This is a genomic window from Synechococcus sp. A15-28 (genome assembly GCF_014280175.1).
GTDB lineage: Bacteria > Cyanobacteriota > Cyanobacteriia > PCC-6307 > Cyanobiaceae > Parasynechococcus.
Genome location: NZ_CP047931.1, coordinates 1,920,601 through 1,937,266, shown reverse-complemented (window position 1 = coordinate 1,937,266; position 16,666 = coordinate 1,920,601). Strand labels below are relative to the sequence as shown.

Here is a 16,666-nt window from a genome sequence, read left to right as displayed (position 1 = left end):
TGGTTAAAGAATCGAGGGTTGGAGTGAGAGGAGTTTAGAGATCAGGATTAATTGCCCTGATTCTTGGAAATGATGGCTTCGGCCACATTGCGAGGAACTTCGGCGTAGTTGTCGAATTCCATCGAGAAGATGCCCCGGCCCTGGGTCATGGAGCGGAGCTCGGTGGCGTAACCAAACATCTCGGCAAGGGGCACCTTGGCCGAGATTTTGGACGTGCCGTCTTCGACACCTTGGCCCTCAACCTGGCCTCGACGGGAGGACAGGTCGCCGATGATCGAGCCAAGGAAATCCTCGGGGACCTCGACCTCGACTTTCATCATCGGCTCAAGCAGCACTGGGTTGCACTTCTTGACGCCGTCCTTGAAGGCCATGGAACCGGCGATTTTGAACGCCATCTCCGAAGAGTCGACGTCGTGGTACGAGCCGTCGACCATCGTGCACCTCACATCGATCAGAGGGAAACCTGCGATCACACCGGATTCGCAGGTCTCTTTCATGCCCTGTTCGGCGGGCTTGATGTATTCCTTCGGAACGACACCGCCCACGATCTTGTTGACGAATTCGAAACCGGAGCCGGGCTCACCGGGCTCCATTTCGATTACCACATGGCCGTACTGACCCTTACCACCGGTCTGACGGGAGAACTTGCCTTCGCCACCTGCGGAGCCACGGATGGTCTCGCGGTAGGACACCTGAGGGGCACCGATGTTGGCTTCCACCTTGAATTCCCGCAGCATGCGGTCCACCAGGATCTCGAGGTGAAGTTCGCCCATGCCGGCGATCACGGTCTGGCCGGTTTCCTGATCCGTGTTGACACGGAATGTGGGATCTTCCTCCGCCAGAGCCACGAGCGCCTTGGAGAGCTTTTCCATATCACCCTTCGTCTTGGGCTCCACAGCCACGGAGATCACCGGTTCGGGAATGAACAGGGTCTCGAGAACGATCGGGTCGTCCTGGGTGCAGAGGGTGTCACCCGTGGTTGTGTTCTTCAGGCCCAGCACAGCACCGAGGTCGCCGGCACGCAGTGCGTCGACTTCTTCGCGGTCGTCGGCCTTGAGCACAACAAGACGAGAGATGCGCTCTTTCTCGCCCTTCGTGGAGTTGAGGACGTAACTGCCCTTCGACAGGATGCCGGAATACATCCGGACGAAGGTGAGCTTGCCGTAGGGATCGGCCATGACCTTGAAGGCCAGAGCGGAGAAGGGGGCCTTGTCGTCGGAGGGACGAACAGCTTCCCTGCCGTCGGGCAGCACACCCTGAATCGGGGGGACATCGACGGGAGCAGGCAAATAGTCGATCACCGCGTCGAGCACCAGCTGCACGCCCTTGTTCTTGAAGGCAGAGCCGCAGAGCATGGGCACAAGGCCGTGGCGCAGCACACCCTCGCGGATTCCCTTTTTGAGTTCCTCGGTTGAAAGCTCACCGGTTTCGAGGAACTTCTCGATCAGCGCCTCATCGGTTTCGGCGATGGTCTCCATCAGCGTGGAACGCCATTCGGCCACTTCGTCAGCCATGTCGGCTGGAACCTCAGCCTCCTGGATGTCGGTACCGAGGTCGTTCTTATAGATGTAGGCCTTGTTGTCAACGAGGTCGATGATGCCGCTCAGGTCGCCTTCGGCGCCGATCGGAAGCTGGATCGGGACGGCATTGGCCTTGAGGCGATCCTTGATCTGGCCGTGGACCTTGAGGAAGTCCGCACCGGTGCGGTCCATCTTGTTGACGAACACCATCCGGGGAACGGAATAGCGATCAGCCTGACGCCAGACGGTTTCGGATTGGGGCTGGACGCCACCAACAGCGCAGAACACTGCGATCACACCATCCAGAACTCGCATGGAGCGCTCCACCTCAATGGTGAAGTCCACGTGGCCAGGGGTGTCGATGATGTTGATTCGATGGTCCTGCCAGGACGTCGAAATCGCAGCGGCTGTGATGGTGATGCCGCGTTCCCGTTCCTGGGCCATCCAGTCGGTCACGGCGGCGCCGTCATGTACCTCACCGATCTTGTGCACCACACCTGAATAGAACAGGATTCGCTCAGTGGTGGTGGTTTTGCCGGCATCAATGTGGGCGGCAATACCAATATTTCTGACGCGTTCCAGGGGGAAGTCGCGGGCCACAGGAATTCTCCGGGGGTGGGGCGTGAAAAGGCGGGTGAGACTCTACAGGCCAGCCTTGGACCGTGAAGGTGTCGGGCTGGCTGGCCCAAGATCAATAGCGGTAATGCGCGAAAGCCTTGTTGGCTTCGGCCATCTTGTGGGTTTCTTCCCGCTTGCGGACGGCGTTGCCGGCTTCATTAGCGGCATCCATCAATTCGCCGGCAAGCTTCTGAGCCATGCTCCGTCCGTTGCGGGCGCGGGAGAAGCTCACCAGCCAACGCAGGGCCATGGCCGTTCCACGTTCCTGACGCACTTCCATCGGAACCTGGTAAGTGGCGCCACCGACGCGACGGGCACGCACCTCAACCAGGGGGGTGGCGTTCTTCACAGCGGTCTCGAACAACTCGAGGGGATCACCGCCGGTGCGCTCGTTGATCAGACCGAAGGCATCGGACAGGATCCGTTGCGCTGTGGACTTCTTGCCGTGTTGCATCAGCCGGGCCACCATCATTGAGGCCAGACGGCTGTTGAACTGCGGGTCAGGAAGGACCGGGCGTTTTTCAGCGGCGTTGCGGCGGGACATCGGGGGTCGGTGAAGTGGGGATCAGAACGTTGTGGGTGCGGGGGACCGTGAGGTCACTCCTTCGGTGCCTTGGCGCCGTACTTCGAGCGGGACTGGCGACGGTCCTTGACACCTGCGGTGTCCAGGGTTCCGCGAATGATGTGGTACCTGACACCCGGAAGGTCCTTGACACGACCACCACGGATCAGCACCACGGAGTGCTCCTGAAGGTTGTGACCGACGCCACCGATGTAGGCCGTGACCTCAAAGCCGGAGGTGAGACGTACACGGGCCACCTTGCGCAGCGCCGAGTTGGGCTTCTTCGGTGTTGAGGTGTATACACGGGTGCAGACCCCGCGGCGTTCCGGGCAGGACTTCAAAGCCGGCGATTTCGTCTTGGCCTTGAGGCGTGAACGCTCAGTGCGGATCAGCTGTTGGATGGTTGGCATCGAGGGTCGGTGTGCGGTCGGACGCCCCGACCAGATTCGACAATCCGCCACGATACCGGTTGACGGTCCCTGGTTATCGCAGGCTGAAGGCACTGCCGCAGGCACAGGGGGTGATTCCCTCGCCGCTGCGGATCAGGAAACCGCCTCCGCTGAGGTCACCGCGGTAGTCCAGGCAAAGTCCCTGCAACAGATTGAGCTGGGTCTTGGGGGCATGGAGAGTGACGCCATTAGCCCTGGCGATGGCCACCCCTGCGAAATGTCCTGGACGGATCTGGATCACGTGATCCGCACAATCGCCCGGTAGCAGTTCGAGATGCATCTGTCCCGGTGTTCCCGCCACAGCGGCCTGACGACCAAGTTCGGCGGCGGCAGCCGTCGTCAGGCGCAGATTGGCGGCCATGGAGGAGTGATGTGCTCAAAAATCCAGTGTGGCAGGTCTCTAGAGGGGGACAAACCCAAGGCCGTTGTGAACCCGCGGGGCACTGCCGCGACCAATTACCACCGTTTGTCCAGCCACCACGACGGTGGTGGAGCTGCCGCCGTCCAGGTTCAGAGCGTCTCTCAAGCCGAGCTGTTGAGCGGCCAGGGCTGTTTCCAGCAGGGTGGGATCGCTCCCTGCAGCACCCCGCAGGGCCATCAGCCACGTGCCTCCTCTCCCTGTGCCCACCACGGTCCTGGGTGCGGCAAGGGTCAGGAACCCTGGGCTGAAGCCTTCTCCGCGACCGTTCAAAACGATCCTCCCCCCTTGCAATAAGAGTGGTCCGCCCCCCAGCACATTGGCCTCGTCCCCCAGTCCAGGAATGCTGCGCTGGCTCAACATCACCGCATCGCCGGGTTCGGCCGGCAGGGGGGTGCCACCGCGGGCCACCACCAGGTCGCCGTTGGAAGGGATGAGCACACCGCGGCGGATGCTGGTGCGATCAAAGCGCTGCGTGACGCGCCCCCCTTCGATCAGCATTGCCTCCTCCTCACCGCTGAGGGGGCGGTAGATCGGCCCCCAGGCGCGCGTGTAGCGGCTGAGTCCCCGCTGCACATAACCGCTGTTGAGAAAGCTCAGCCTCCAGCGCCGCCCACCGTTCACCCGCAGCTGTTGAGCCAGCCGCAATCGTCCGAACTGGAGCGGATCGTTGTCGCTCCAAGCGATCACGCCCCGGTTGAGGATCGGTCCCGACAGCCATTCGCCCTGTTGACGCAACGCGCCGAGGGGCAGCTGCAGGATGCGATTGAAAAAGCCTCCGTTGATGGCGACCACCGCATCAAGCGGTTGGGACAACTGCGGCAGAAAGCGAAGTCCCTGCTGCTGTCCAATCATGGTGAGCGGCTTCAGCGTCAGTCCAATGCGCTGCAGCTGGCCACCGCTTCTGAACACCCGCAGCGGTTTCACTCCGACGGTGACGGTGCGCTCCTCGAGCACCAGCCCCCGGCGCAGCCAGCGAGCGATAGCCGGGTTGCTGAGGGGGAGCCGGGCCGCGGCCTGGGTGGCCCCATTCGCCCTGATGCCATCCAGCACCACGCGCCAGGGTGTCGCCAGGCTCAGGGTCCTCAGTCGAGTGGCCTGTCCCTTCAGGACGAGGCTGTCAGACCGTTGCTGAGGGTTGAGCTGAAGCCGTTGCAGTTCCTCGAGCTGGGATGCCGTACTGCGCAGGCCCAGGTGCAGGTCATCCCCCACCCGCTGCAGCAGGGCTGGACCATCGAGGTCCAGCACCAGGCGATCGGCGGTGCTGCCCTTGCCGCGTCGCAGGCCCTGCAGAGCAGCTGGAGGCAGGGTCAACTGCAGCTGCCGGCCTTCCAGACGGAGGCTGACCCCAATCCCGGTCAGCCAGTCGGCCACCTCCAGGGCCACCTCATCGCCCAGGGTGCGCTGTGGCAGCTGAGCCAGGGGCTGCCGGCGGCCGAACCACTCCAGTTGACCTTCACGACGGCGGAAGCCGAGGCGTGATTCCAACAGCTCCAGGGGGAGCCACAGCTGATCGGGCTGGCTCCGGTTGAGCCCCTCCCAAGACCAGGAGCTGCGCAGCTCCTCGCCATCGATCCGCAGCTGCTGTCCCTGCTGTGATGGAGCCAGTCGCAGTTCCGGCAGTGGTTCCGGCAGCTGGGCGAAGGGAAGCATCGGTGGGCGATCCGGGCAGGGCGCCTGCCTAGGATCGTCAAATGACGTGGTTCCTGCAGAGCACGACGCTGCGAGCCATGCAAACGCCCGGCTGAACTTTCATGGCAGATCTCACCCGACCCACCGTCTGGCCCTACAGCGACAGTGCTGCGCCTGAGGCCGTGGCCGGAGAGAAAGATGCCTGCGGTGTGGGTTTCCTGGCGCAGCTGTCGGGTCAGACCAGTCACTGGGTGCTGCAGCAGGCCTTGCGCGGTCTCGGTTGCATGGAGCACCGCGGTGGCTGTGGTGGTGATGGCGATTCCGGTGATGGCGCCGGTGTGCTGTGCGAGATCCCCTGGTCGTATCTGAAGGCGGTCTGGCCTGAGGCCGCGGCAGCCCGGGGTCTCGGGATGATGTTCATGCCGCAGGACCCGGAGCGGCGGGAACTGGCGCGCCAGTTCTGCAACGAGGAGGCCGAGGCCCTCGGGCTGACCTCCGCCGGTTGGCGGGTGGTTCCGGTGGATGCGTCCGTGCTGGGGCCCATGGCCCGGGAGACCGCCCCGGTGATCGAGCAGTGGAGCCTCGCCGGTGGTCCCGATGGCGAGGCCTTCGAGGCGCTGTTGCTGCGCCTGCGCCGGCGGATCGGCGCCCGTGCCCGCAAGGCCTGGGGTTTTGAGGGGTCGCTGGATCTTTATGTGGCGTCCCTGAGCAGCCGCACCGTTGTTTACAAGGGGATGGTGCGCTCCGAGGTGCTGGCCCAGTACTACGCCGATCTGCGCGATCCCCGCTTTGAGGTGAGCTTCGCGGTGTATCACCGGCGCTTCAGCACCAACACCCTGCCCCGCTGGCCCCTGGCGCAGCCGATGCGGCTGCTTGGCCACAACGGTGAGATCAACACGCTGCTGGGCAACCTCAACTGGGCCAAGGCGACCGAAGCCAGTCTCTCGGAGGTCTGGGGAGAGTCGGCCGCTGAGCTCAACCCGGCGGTCAACCCGGCCTTCAGCGACTCGGCCAACCTCGACGCCACGCTGGAGCTGATGGTGCGCAGCGGTCGCTCGATCACCGACAGCCTGATCACCCTGGTGCCGGAGGCCTTCCGCAACCAGCCGGATCTGGAGGATCGTCCTGAGGTGACGGCGATGTACGAATTCAATGCCGGCATCCAGGAGCCGTGGGACGGCCCTGCCCTGCTGGTGTTCGCCGACGGCAAACGGGTCGGCGCCACCCTCGATCGCAACGGTCTTCGCCCCGCCCGCTGGTGCACCACCGCCGACGGTTTCGTGATCATGGGATCGGAAACCGGTGTGGTGGATCTCAGCGGCAAGACCGTTGTTCAGAAGGGCCGCCTCGGCCCCGGACAGATGGTGGCCGTGGATCTGGAGAACGGTCAGCTGCTGGAGAACTGGACCGTGAAGGAGGACGCTGCCGGACGCTTCCCCTATGGCGACTGGCTGCGGCAGCACCGCCGCGGCGTGGCGGCTCAGCCCTGGACGCAGGAGCGTCAGATCGGCGAACTGGACCTGCTGCGGCTGCAGACCGCCATGGGCTTCACGGCGGAAGACTTCGATCTGGTGATCGAGGACATGGCCGGACTGGGCAAGGAGCCCACCTATTGCATGGGGGATGACATCCCCCTGGCGGTGCTCTCCGACAAGCCCCACCTGCTCTACGACTACTTCAAGCAGCGCTTCGCCCAGGTCACCAACCCGCCGATCGACCCCCTGCGTGAAAAGCTGGTGATGAGCCTGGAGATGCATCTGGGTGAGCGCAGGCCTGCCCTCAAGCCCCAGGCCGAAGCGGCCGCGGTGATTCATCTGGACACCCCGGTGCTGAATGAAGCCGAGCTGGCGGCGATCAGCCAGCAGGGGCTCCCTGTGGCGACCCTGTCCACCCAGGTAGCGGTTGAGGCCTGTGCCGGTGGCCTCAGTTCAGCCCTTGATGCGCTCTGCCAGGCGGCCGAGGAGGCCGTGCGCGGCGGCGCCCAGGTGCTGGTGCTGTCCGATCGCGTTGATTCCGCCGGTGCCGCTGCCCCATTGACGGCCACCAGCGTGGCGATGCCGCCATTGCTCTCCGTCGGTGCCGTCCATCACCATCTGCTGCGGCAGAAGCTGCGTCTGCGCTGCTCCCTGGTGGTCGACACCGCCCAGTGCTGGAGCACCCACCACATGGCCTGCCTGATCGGCTATGGCGCCAGTGCCGTCTGCCCCTGGCTCACCTGGGAGACCACCCGCCACTGGCTTGCTCACCCCAAAACCCAGAAGCGCATCGAGCAGGGCAAGCTGCCCCCCCTCGATGCCGAAAAGGTGCAGGCCAACGTGCGCGTCTCCCTGGAGAACGGCCTGCGCAAGATCCTCTCCAAGATCGGTATCTCGCTGCTGGCCAGCTACCACGGCGCTCAGATCTTCGAAGCGATCGGGCTTGGCGCCGATGTGATCGACACCGCTTTCACCGGCACCACCAGCCGTGTGGCGGGCATGACCCTGGCGGAGCTGGCCAATGAAACCCTGTCGCTGCATGCCAAGGCGTTCCCGGAGCTCAACCGCAGCAAGCTGGAGTTCATGGGCTTTGTGCAGTACCGCACCGGTGGCGAGTACCACCTAAACAGTCCAGACATGGCCAAGGCCCTGCATGCGGCGGTGAAGACCGGGCCGGGGTACGACCACTTTTCCACCTACAAAACCCTGCTGGAGAACCGGCCGGTCACAGCCCTGAGGGATCTGCTGGAGTTCAAGCTGGCCCCGACGCCGCTGCCCCTGGATCAGGTGGAGAGCGCGGAAAGCCTCTGCAAGCGGTTCTGCACCGGTGGCATGAGCCTTGGTGCCCTCTCGCGGGAGGCCCACGAAGTGCTGGCGGTGGCGATGAACCGCATCGGCGGCAAGAGCAACAGCGGCGAAGGCGGCGAGGATCCGGCCCGTTTCCAGGTGCTCCACGACGTGGACGCTGAAGGCCGCTCGCAGGCCTTCCCCAGCATCGGCGGACTCCGCAATGGCGACACCGCCTGTTCGGCGATCAAGCAGATCGCGTCCGGACGGTTCGGTGTCACGGCCGAATACCTGCGCAGCGGCAAACAGCTAGAGATCAAGGTGGCCCAGGGGGCCAAGCCCGGAGAGGGCGGCCAGCTGCCCGGCCCGAAGGTGGATGAGTACATCGCCTGGCTGCGTAACAGCAAACCCGGCGTGGCACTGATCTCGCCGCCGCCCCACCACGACATCTACTCAATCGAGGATCTGGCTCAGCTGATCCACGATCTGCATCAGGTGCACCCCAAGGCGCCGGTGAGCGTGAAGCTGGTGGCCGAGATCGGCATCGGCACCATCGCTGCCGGTGTGGCCAAGGCCAACGCCGATGTGATTCAGATCTCCGGCCACGACGGTGGCACCGGTGCGTCGCCGTTGAGTTCGATCAAACACGCCGGCAGCCCCTGGGAGCTGGGGCTCACCGAGGTGCACCGCAGCCTGGTGGAGAACGGTTTGCGCGATCGGGTGCTGCTGCGGGCCGATGGCGGCCTCAAGACCGGTTGGGATGTGGTGATCGCGGCCCTGCTCGGCGCGGAGGAGTACGGCTTCGGCTCGGTGGCGATGATCGCCGAGGGCTGCATCATGGCCCGCGTCTGCCACACCAATAACTGCCCGGTGGGTGTGGCCACCCAGAAGGAGGCGCTGCGCAAGCGCTTCACCGGCGTACCCGAGCACGTGGTGAATTTCTTCTGGTACGTGGCGGAGGAGGTGCGCCAGCTGCTCAGCCTGCTCGGCGTCGCCAAACTCGAGGACCTGATCGGCCGCAGCGACCTGCTGCAACCCCGTGCGGTGCAGCTGGCCAAAACCCAGGGCGTGGATCTCTCCAGCCTGCTGGCACCCATCCAGGGCGCAGACGACCGCTCCTGGTTGCGCCACAGCGCCGAAGCCCACGGCAACGGCCCGATCCTTGAGGACCAACTGCTGGCCGACGCCGCACTGATGGCTGCGCTGGAGAGCCATGGTTCCCTCAGCCGCACGATCGCGATCGTCAACACCGATCGCAGCGTGGGGGCCCGCCTGGCCGGTGAGATTGCCCAGCGCCACGGCAACCGCGGCTTCAACGGCCAGCTGGATCTCACCTACAAGGGTGCTGCCGGCCAGAGCTTCGGCGCCTTCCTGGTGCAGGGCATGAATGTGCGACTTGAGGGCGAAGCCAACGATTACGTGGGCAAGGGCATGAACAGTGGCCGCATCACCCTTGTGCCTGCCGATGGCTGCGCCAATCCCGGCGATCAGGTGATCCTTGGCAACACCTGCCTCTACGGCGCCACCGGCGGTGAGCTCTACGCCCTCGGTCGCGCCGGTGAGCGCTTCGGCGTGCGCAACAGCGGGGCCCGGACTGTGGTTGAAGGGGCCGGCGACCATTGCTGCGAGTACATGACCGGCGGCGTGGTGGTGGTGCTGGGCAGCACCGGCCGCAACGTGGGGGCCGGCATGACCGGTGGTGTCACCTTCCTGCTGGATGAGAACGACCGTGTCGCCCCACGGGTGAATCCGGAGATCGTGGAGGTGTGCAGCCTCACCACCCAGCAGCAGGAAACCACGCTCAAAGCATTGCTGGAAGCCCATGTTGCAGCCACCGGCAGCAGCAAGGCGTCAGCGTTGTTGGCCGACTGGGCTGCGGCGAAGGGTCGCTTCAAGGTGCTGATCCCGCCCAGTGAGCGGGCAGCGATGGGGCTGGTGGACCAGCAAGCAGTGGCGGCCTGAACGGGCCGCCGCTCCATGGCCTGGTTCGTCAAGCACGAAACATTCACGGCTGAAACAGCCGACTTAGCTCTCGCACAGCGGAGGCCTTATCTGGAGGCTCACCGCGCTTGGGTGGAGCAGGAAGCCAAGGCGGGTCGGCGCATCCGCAGCGGTTTTCTGGTGGATGCCCAGCGGCGCCCCGGTGGCGGAGGCTTGTTGATCTTTGAGGCTGCCTCCTTCACTGAAGCCCTGGAGTGGGTGCAGCAGGACCCGATGATTCAGGCGGGCCTGGTGAGCTGGACGTTGCAGGAATGGATCCCTGTCAGCGGGGATGGCTGGCCATGAGCCGCTGCACCTCACCGGCGTGATAGCTGCTGCGGGTGAGCGGTGTGCTCACCACCTGGAGAAAGCCCAGCTCCTCTTCACCGATGCGGCGATAGGTGTCGAACTGCTCGGGCGTTACGAAACGATCCACCGCCAGGTGCTTGGGGCCGGGGGAGAGGTATTGCCCGATGGTGACGATGTCCACCCGATGGGCGCGCAGGTCGCGCAGCACCTCGATCACTTCGTCGTCGGTTTCACTGAGCCCCACCATCAGGCCGGATTTGCTGTAGGCGCTTGGCCAGCCTTGGCGCACCCGCTGCAGCAGCTCCAGGGACCGCTCGTAGATGCCCTGGGGGCGGGCCAGCCGGTACATCCGCGGCACCGTTTCGATGTTGTGGTTCAGCACGTGAGGTGCGGCGGCCATCACCACATTCAGGGCATCCCAGTTGCCGCAGAAATCGGGGATCAGCAGCTCGATCGTGGTGAGCGGTGAGCGCTGTTTCACCTGTTCGATGCAGGCCACGAACTGGGAGGCACCACCGTCGGCGAGATCGTCGCGGTTCACCGAGGTGATCACCACATGCTTGAGGCCCAGGCGCGCCACCGCCTCGCCGAGCCGTTCCGGTTCCGTGGGGTCGAGCGCACGGACGCTCTTGTCGAAATCGATGTCGCAGTAGGGGCAGGCGCGGGTGCAGCCCGGCCCCATTATCAGAAAGGTGGCGGTGCCACCGGCGAAGCATTCGCCGATGTTGGGGCAGCTGGCTTCCTGGCAGACCGTGTTCAGGTTGAGGTCGAGCAGGAGATCAGCAACGGCGCCGATGCGCTCCCGCTGCGGTGCTTTGACGCGCAACCACTCGGGCTTGAGCACGGCTGAACGGGATCAATGTATTACCCTAGACAATGGGGCGTGAATCCGTGCTCGTCGCGGGGCTGTTCGGCGGCGGCCTGTCTTCTACATTGGGATCAACGGGATGTGGCGCAGCTTGGTAGCGCACTTCGTTCGGGACGAAGGGGCCGCAGGTTCGAATCCTGTCATCCCGATTGGCTGGTTGAAGGAACCATTGGTCGGTTGCGTTGAAGTTGTTAACGGCTGAACCGACCGACGACAAATCCCACACCTCCGCCGAGCACCGCCGCTTGCAGTTGCCAGAGCAATTTGCGATTGCGCCAGGCCGTGTTGTTGATCCAGATGCCAACTCCCACGCTGCAGATCAGAACGGTGATCACAGTGGTTTTGGTGACCCACTCACTCTTCTGGGAGCGTGGTTTTGTGTTTGTGGTCGGCTTGGTCTTAAGCATCGGCATGAAATCCCAGCGCTGTTGATGAATGGTTTCGTTTGCCCTCATCAGTCTTGGCGAATTGTTTGATTGCGGCGACCTGTGCTTGGAGAAACGTTTTTAAACTGTCCTCTTCGATACCACTGGGATTTTTGAGAGCGATTTCCAGTATTTCTTGAATATGAACTGGGTTGTAATGGAAGCCAAATAGATGATTGCTGTTTTGAATTCTGTTGAGCGCATTCACAATGGCCGCATGTTGTTGGCTATTTGTAGGGGTGCCGAGAATTGTGTTGAGTAGATGATCGATGCACAGTGATGGTCGATGGCGAAAACCAATGTCTCGACTGCCATTGCGACGTTGATAGTTGGTGACCTCGGCGGTCATCCAGTACATCTCCACAGGGCCCCCCAGTGCATGTTCCAGGTTGGACATCTGCAGCCAGCCGTGGTCGATGCGCACCGGTGTTAGGGCACTGATGGCGACATCGGTTCGCCATGGATAAACATCCACCGCTTTGAGGCAAACGTTCAGACTGCCGATGGCATTGGGCTCGCAGCGGTTCAACCGTCCCGCCAGCACCACGGGTTGGCCCAAGAGATCCGATAACTCATCTCGCATGGGATCGCAGGGACAGTGTCATGGCTGTGTTTGAGATCACCTGTGATCTCTTGCGAATGGAGCATGGTTGCAGGCCTTGAGCCGCCTACGCCATGCGCTTTGTCATCAACTGGTCTACGCCCAACGCTGGCATGGACCCTGAATACACCAAGGCCGTTGTCGATTACATCAACAACGGAACCCCCATGGATGAGTTCGAGGGCTTCAAGATTCTCGAGGAGTGTTTTTCCCTCAGGAAGGCGGTGGCTGCCAGATTGTCGAAGCCCACAGCATGTGGCACGTGTATCAGTTCACCGGCCCCTGGACCAAAGCTTTTGGAATCACCGTGGAGGTCATTCCTGCTCTATGCGATGAGGAATTCGTCTCCGCTGAGGCGAAAATCGCTTCGGCCCAGGGTTAGTGGGCCTCAGAAGCTGAAGGTGGTCATCACAAGACCACCCAGCTGGCTGAAGGACTGGCCCGAAGGGGTGTTTTGCCCCATCGGGCGCGAGAAATAGATCAACGCCGGGGTCACGCTGATGGCATCGCTGATCTGGAACTGATACCACCATTCCCACAGGTAATTGCCATCGTTCGGGGTGTCTCCTCCCCGTAATGCGGTAGCGAATACCGGCTGGCCCACGGCCATGCCGGCGCTGTTGCCCTCGGCGAATGCGTCATCCCAGGTCAGCCCAACACTCCAGGACTGGCTGGTGGTGACCTGACCTTTTCGCTGGCTGTCGCTGTTGTTGATGCCCCATCCAACCGATATGGAGGGGATCCAATGCGTTTCCGTCGGCTGCCACGCCCCGCTCAATCCGAAGGCGTGGGTGTCGCCCGCTTGCCCCAACTGGTCCTGGGTGAATGGGGTGGCGTAGGCGATCAGATCGTTGCCGTTTTGGATCTTGGAGTAGATGCCGGCAATCGCCCAGCCATCCGCTTCCCAGCCCAGCTGAACGGTTCCCGTGCCGCCGGCATGGTCCGTGGCCAGGCCGCCGATGTCGCTGTTGGCCTCGGCTCCGTTGGCCGCCACGTAGTTGGCCGTGACATGGAATCCACCTGCTGGAACCCAGGAGATTCCTGCACCGGGACCCTGGTTTTTGTTGTAGGCGGCCAGTCCTCCATTCAGGGTGAGGGCATCCAGAATCGGTAGACTGTTGTAGAAGGTCGGCCAGATCGGCAGCATGTCGTCCTGGCCAACATTCGGTCCCACCGTCACGGTGATGCTATCGCCGACGGGAAAGCTGTAGAAGAGTTTGTCGATGAACAGGTGGTTGGGCCCGCCATCCCCCTGGGATGCATTGCCAAGCATGGCCAGGCTGCTGGGCCCCCCTCCCCCAAAGGGTGATTCGCCGCTGAAGTTGCCGGCCCGCAGCGTGGTGGTGAGTTGATCCTTGCCGGTGAAGCTGGTCTCCAGGATCAGCTGAAGATCGTTGTTGAACGTGGTGGCGCCGAAACTCTGGTTGTTTTGATCGACCAAGGCAGCGTCAGAGCCTGAAAAGTGGTTCGCCCCGACCACAAATGTGGCGAGACCACTGAGTTTGGTGGTGGTTGCGAACTGGGTGGCTTCCAGTTCGCCGACGCGAGCTTCCAGACCGTCGACTTTGCCGCGGATGATGGCGAGTTCCTTCTCGAACTCATAAATCAGCTTCTTGAGCTCATCGGTCACCTCGGTGATCCGATCGAGGCAAGCGTTGAGCAGGGCAGCCGCCTCGTAGCGGGTCATGGCCCGGTTGCCACGGAAGGTGCCGTTGGGGTATCCGGCCACACAGCCGTACTGCTCTACCAGGTTGGCCAGAGCCTGATAAGCCCAATCCGTGGGCATTACGTCGGTGAATTGACTGACGTTGCTCAGCTGAGCCCTGGCCGGGGGCGGACCGGACAGCGACCACAACGCCGCAGCGGCCAAGGGCGCGGCGAGCTTGATGGCAAGGCAAGACCTCATGGCGTTGATCAGTCGATCAGGGCCACCCAGGCGAAGGCCATGCCGATGCCGATCCAGATGCCGGCACCGAGCCGCTGGCCCTGGGCTCCCAGACGTTCCACCAGTCCCTGGGACAAGGCGGTGATGAGCAGCAAAAGGCTGCCCTGGGCGACAAGCAGGCCCAGGAAGTAGCTGAACAAAGGGGTGGGTTCTGCCCCGACGATGGTGCTGCCCAGCAGGAAGCCATGCAGGCCGAACAGGGGCAGCAGCCAGGCGGCTTGGGCCATGCTCAGGGCGATCAGGCCTTCCACCGCCAGGCTGAAGGAGACGAGGGCTTCAGCCCAGGGGGCCACCGCATCGGGCAGGGGGATGAACTGTGACAGCACGCTGCCGCCGAGACCGACTGCCAGCAGTGGCAGCACCCAGCGCAGAGGACGTTGCAAGCCAACGAAACCCAGGGCCAAGAGGAACAGCAGATGGTCAGGACCCAAGAGCGGGTGCCCCAGGCCACTCAGCAGTCCCTGCCAGGCGGTCAGTGCGCCGCTGTCACCCATGCCGAAAGGATGGTGGGCGAAGGCTGGGCTGGCGATCAACAACAGCCCTAAGAAACAGACGGCGGCCTGGCGCAGAGGCCTGGGGGAAGCCACAAGATTGGTCAAGGTCGATCCTCGTCGGTGGTGGTCCTGGCGGGCGTTCTGACTGACGCCGGCGGGGCCGGACGTTCACAGCTGCGGGACAGCGACGGATTTGCACCGGTCTTTCCCCGTTTCCATCAGCGGCTGATCCCCGCTGAAACCAGATGCAAACCCTAGCAGAGGGTCTTCCATCGGTCACTGAAGTGTGGCTCCGGGGTATCCCCGCGGGGTCACCATCCGCCCATCGCGGGCGTAACTGCTGCTGTTGCCGATCAACACCACTGTGAGCATGTCCACGTGATCCGGCTCCAGGCCGTTCAGGTCCGTCAGCTGCTGCGATTCATCGCTGCGGCCCAGTTGCCGTGCCAGCAGAACCGGGGTGTCGCCATCGCGTTGCTCGAGCAACAGCTCCCGCGCCCTGGCCAGCTGCCAGTCGCGGCCCTTGGACCGCGGGTTGTACAGCGCCACCACGAAATCACCTGAAGCCGCTGCCCGCAGCCGTTGCTCGATCACGGGCCAGGGGGTCAATCGATCACTGAGGCTCACCGTGCAGAAGTCGTGCATCAGGGGGGCTCCCGCCCGGGCTGCCGCCAGCTGCAGCGCGGAGATACCCGGATGCACCTGAAAGGTCGGCCGGTCCTGTTCCGGCTGCTGCAGCCACAACTCCAGGGCCAGCCCGGCCATGCCGTAAATCCCGCTGTCCCCTGATGAGATCAGGGCGACCCGTGCCCCCTGCTGCGCCAGGCTCAGCGCCTTGGCACAGCGGTCCCATTCGCGGGTGAGCTGGCCGTCCAGCCGTACCTGATGCACCTGTCGCAGGGGTTCGAGGAGATCGAGATAGAGCCCGTAGCCCACCCAGGCCGTGCAGCGGGCGAGGGCCTGGCGGGCATCACCACTGAGCAGGGACGGATCCCCAGGGCCACTGCCGATCAGATGCAGTTCACCCCGCGACGGGGCGAAGGGGAGGCGTGCTTCCGCCACCGCCACGGTGACTGCACCCTTTTCACCGGGGCCGGCATGTCGAATCACCTTGCTTTGCCGCAGGGCAGCTCCCTCTCCAGCAGCCAGCAGGGCTGCCGCCTCCGCCACCGAGGCGGTTCCCATCTCGGCGCGCACCACCTCGGATGGGGTGGGCACAGTGACCGATGCCAGATCCGTTGCGCCGTAGGTGCGGAAGCACCATTGCTGTTGCTGGATCAACGCCAGTAGAGCTGGCTCATCCGCTTTGCGATCGATGCTGGCCAGGCCGGCTACAGCATCCTCCGCCAGTCCCCCCTGATCCAGGACGTCTCTGATCGCCCGTTGCACCAGCTCCAGGCTGGTGTCGCGTTCACAGCCCACCCCCAGCCAGAGGCTGGTGGGATGCCAGCGGCAGGGGGCCAGGTTGTCGGCGCCGATACTCAGCTGCGCGTCCGCGGCACTGGCCGCGCTGTCCAGCCATGGGTGTTGCTGCTGCCAATCGACGGCGCCACAGGTCTGGGAGACGGTCGATCGCTCTGCGCAGGCCTGCCTCTGCATCAACTCCCGCCAGGCAGCGCTGCTGCCACCACGCCGCCAGCCCCAGCCCTCACCGAAGGCATCCAACGCCAGGCGTTGCTCCGTGGCACAGGCTCCGGTGAGTACGGCGCTGGCCTGCAGCATCTGCGCCAGTTCCCGCGCCCGTTGCTCGGCGCCGCTGCTGTGGCCCCCGAGCAACGGGATGACCCACTGCCCCTTCGGATCGAGGACAAGAACGGCTGGATCCTGCTCCTTGCCTTGAAGCAGAGGGGCGATCAGCCGGGTCACGGCCCCGACCGCGCCAATGAACAAGAGGGTTTCTCCCTCCCGCCAGTGATCGATGAGTGTCTCTTTGATCGCCCCATCCGCGCGGAAGGACTTATGGATCTCACCGCTTTGCAACAGGCGATCCAGCAGCGGTTGGCTGGCGGCGGACAGGCCGATGCCGATGCCGGAGTGATGCGTCTGTGGTTTGGGCGAAGTCAGGGCGGGCGCTGGCAGGGAG

The 16,666-nt window shown here is 63.7% G+C and carries 14 protein-coding genes, 1 tRNA gene and 1 riboswitch; of the genes, 4 read left to right on the top strand and 11 right to left on the bottom strand.

Translation table 11 applies throughout. From position 1 onward, the window contains the following. Nucleotides 1–47: 47 nt before the first annotated feature. The 5 genes from fusA to SynA1528_RS11090 form a co-directional block, all read right to left on the bottom strand. Entirely contained in the window at nt 48–2,120 is a 2,073-nt protein-coding gene (gene fusA / locus SynA1528_RS11110) for an elongation factor G (protein WP_186586791.1), read from the bottom strand. Nucleotides 2,121–2,211: 91 nt separating this feature from the next. After that, nucleotides 2,212–2,682, bottom strand: coding sequence for a 30S ribosomal protein S7 (gene rpsG / locus SynA1528_RS11105; protein WP_186586790.1), 471 nt, complete (start codon nt 2,680–2,682; stop codon nt 2,212–2,214). Nucleotides 2,683–2,735: 53 nt separating this feature from the next. Further along, entirely contained in the window at nt 2,736–3,110 is a 375-nt protein-coding gene (gene rpsL / locus SynA1528_RS11100) for a 30S ribosomal protein S12 (RefSeq protein ID WP_006850614.1), read from the bottom strand. A gap of 73 nt (nt 3,111–3,183) precedes the next feature. After that, nucleotides 3,184–3,510, bottom strand: a complete 327-nt coding sequence (locus SynA1528_RS11095; RefSeq protein WP_186586789.1) for an AIR synthase — start codon at nt 3,508–3,510, stop codon at nt 3,184–3,186. 39 nt (nt 3,511–3,549) lie between these two features. After that, nucleotides 3,550–5,220 (bottom strand): phosphodiester glycosidase family protein, encoded by a 1,671-nt coding sequence (locus SynA1528_RS11090; RefSeq protein ID WP_186586788.1) that lies wholly within the window; start codon nt 5,218–5,220, stop codon nt 3,550–3,552. 101 nt (nt 5,221–5,321) lie between these two features. On the opposite strand from SynA1528_RS11090, the gene gltB reads away from it, so the two are divergent. After that, nucleotides 5,322–9,923, top strand: coding sequence for a glutamate synthase large subunit (gene gltB, locus SynA1528_RS11085; RefSeq protein WP_186586787.1), 4,602 nt, complete (start codon nt 5,322–5,324; stop codon nt 9,921–9,923). 15 nt (nt 9,924–9,938) lie between these two features. Continuing rightward, nucleotides 9,939–10,247, top strand: coding sequence for a YciI family protein (locus tag SynA1528_RS11080; protein WP_186586786.1), 309 nt, complete (start codon nt 9,939–9,941; stop codon nt 10,245–10,247). Here SynA1528_RS11080 and lipA read toward each other — a convergent pair. Beyond that, nucleotides 10,225–11,094 carry a lipoyl synthase gene (lipA, locus tag SynA1528_RS11075; protein WP_186586785.1) on the bottom strand — a complete coding sequence of 290 codons (870 nt, stop codon included), beginning with the start codon at nt 11,092–11,094 and terminating at the stop codon, nt 10,225–10,227. The two genes, SynA1528_RS11080 and lipA, sit on opposite strands and share 23 nt — an antisense overlap. Before the next feature lie 99 nt (nt 11,095–11,193). Between lipA and SynA1528_RS11070 the strand changes: the two genes are divergently transcribed. Beyond that, nucleotides 11,194–11,267 (top strand) — tRNA-Pro (locus SynA1528_RS11070). A gap of 42 nt (nt 11,268–11,309) precedes the next feature. Here the strand turns inward: SynA1528_RS11070 and SynA1528_RS11065 are convergent. Both SynA1528_RS11065 and SynA1528_RS11060 read right to left on the bottom strand, forming a co-directional pair. Beyond that, nucleotides 11,310–11,525, bottom strand: coding sequence for a hypothetical protein (locus tag SynA1528_RS11065; protein ID WP_186586784.1), 216 nt, complete (start codon nt 11,523–11,525; stop codon nt 11,310–11,312). After that, nucleotides 11,518–12,126 (bottom strand): hypothetical protein, encoded by a 609-nt coding sequence (locus SynA1528_RS11060; protein WP_186586783.1) that lies wholly within the window; start codon nt 12,124–12,126, stop codon nt 11,518–11,520. The genes SynA1528_RS11065 and SynA1528_RS11060 overlap by 8 nt, the downstream gene beginning before the upstream one ends. Nucleotides 12,127–12,346: 220 nt before the next feature. On the opposite strand from SynA1528_RS11060, the gene SynA1528_RS11050 reads away from it, so the two are divergent. Further along, nucleotides 12,347–12,526, top strand: coding sequence for a DUF3303 domain-containing protein (locus tag SynA1528_RS11050; protein ID WP_186586782.1), 180 nt, complete (start codon nt 12,347–12,349; stop codon nt 12,524–12,526). Nucleotides 12,527–12,532: 6 nt separating this feature from the next. On the opposite strand, the gene SynA1528_RS11045 is transcribed toward SynA1528_RS11050, so the two are convergent. The 3 genes from SynA1528_RS11045 to cobJ all read right to left on the bottom strand — a co-directional run bounded on the left by SynA1528_RS11045 (nt 12,533) and on the right by cobJ (nt 16,563). Continuing rightward, nucleotides 12,533–14,050, bottom strand: a complete 1,518-nt coding sequence (locus SynA1528_RS11045) for an iron uptake porin (RefSeq protein WP_186586781.1) — start codon at nt 14,048–14,050, stop codon at nt 12,533–12,535. A gap of 8 nt (nt 14,051–14,058) precedes the next feature. Beyond that, entirely contained in the window at nt 14,059–14,583 is a 525-nt protein-coding gene (locus tag SynA1528_RS11040) for a HupE/UreJ family protein (RefSeq protein WP_286187957.1), read from the bottom strand. A 114-nt stretch (nt 14,584–14,697) separates the two neighbouring features. Continuing rightward, nucleotides 14,698–14,844, bottom strand: a riboswitch (cobalamin riboswitch). Nucleotides 14,845–14,859: 15 nt separating this feature from the next. Then, complete coding sequence (gene cobJ / locus SynA1528_RS11035; protein ID WP_502707708.1) at nt 14,860–16,563, bottom strand: precorrin-3B C(17)-methyltransferase; 1,704 nt, start codon at nt 16,561–16,563, stop codon at nt 14,860–14,862. Nucleotides 16,564–16,666 lie beyond the last annotated feature (103 nt).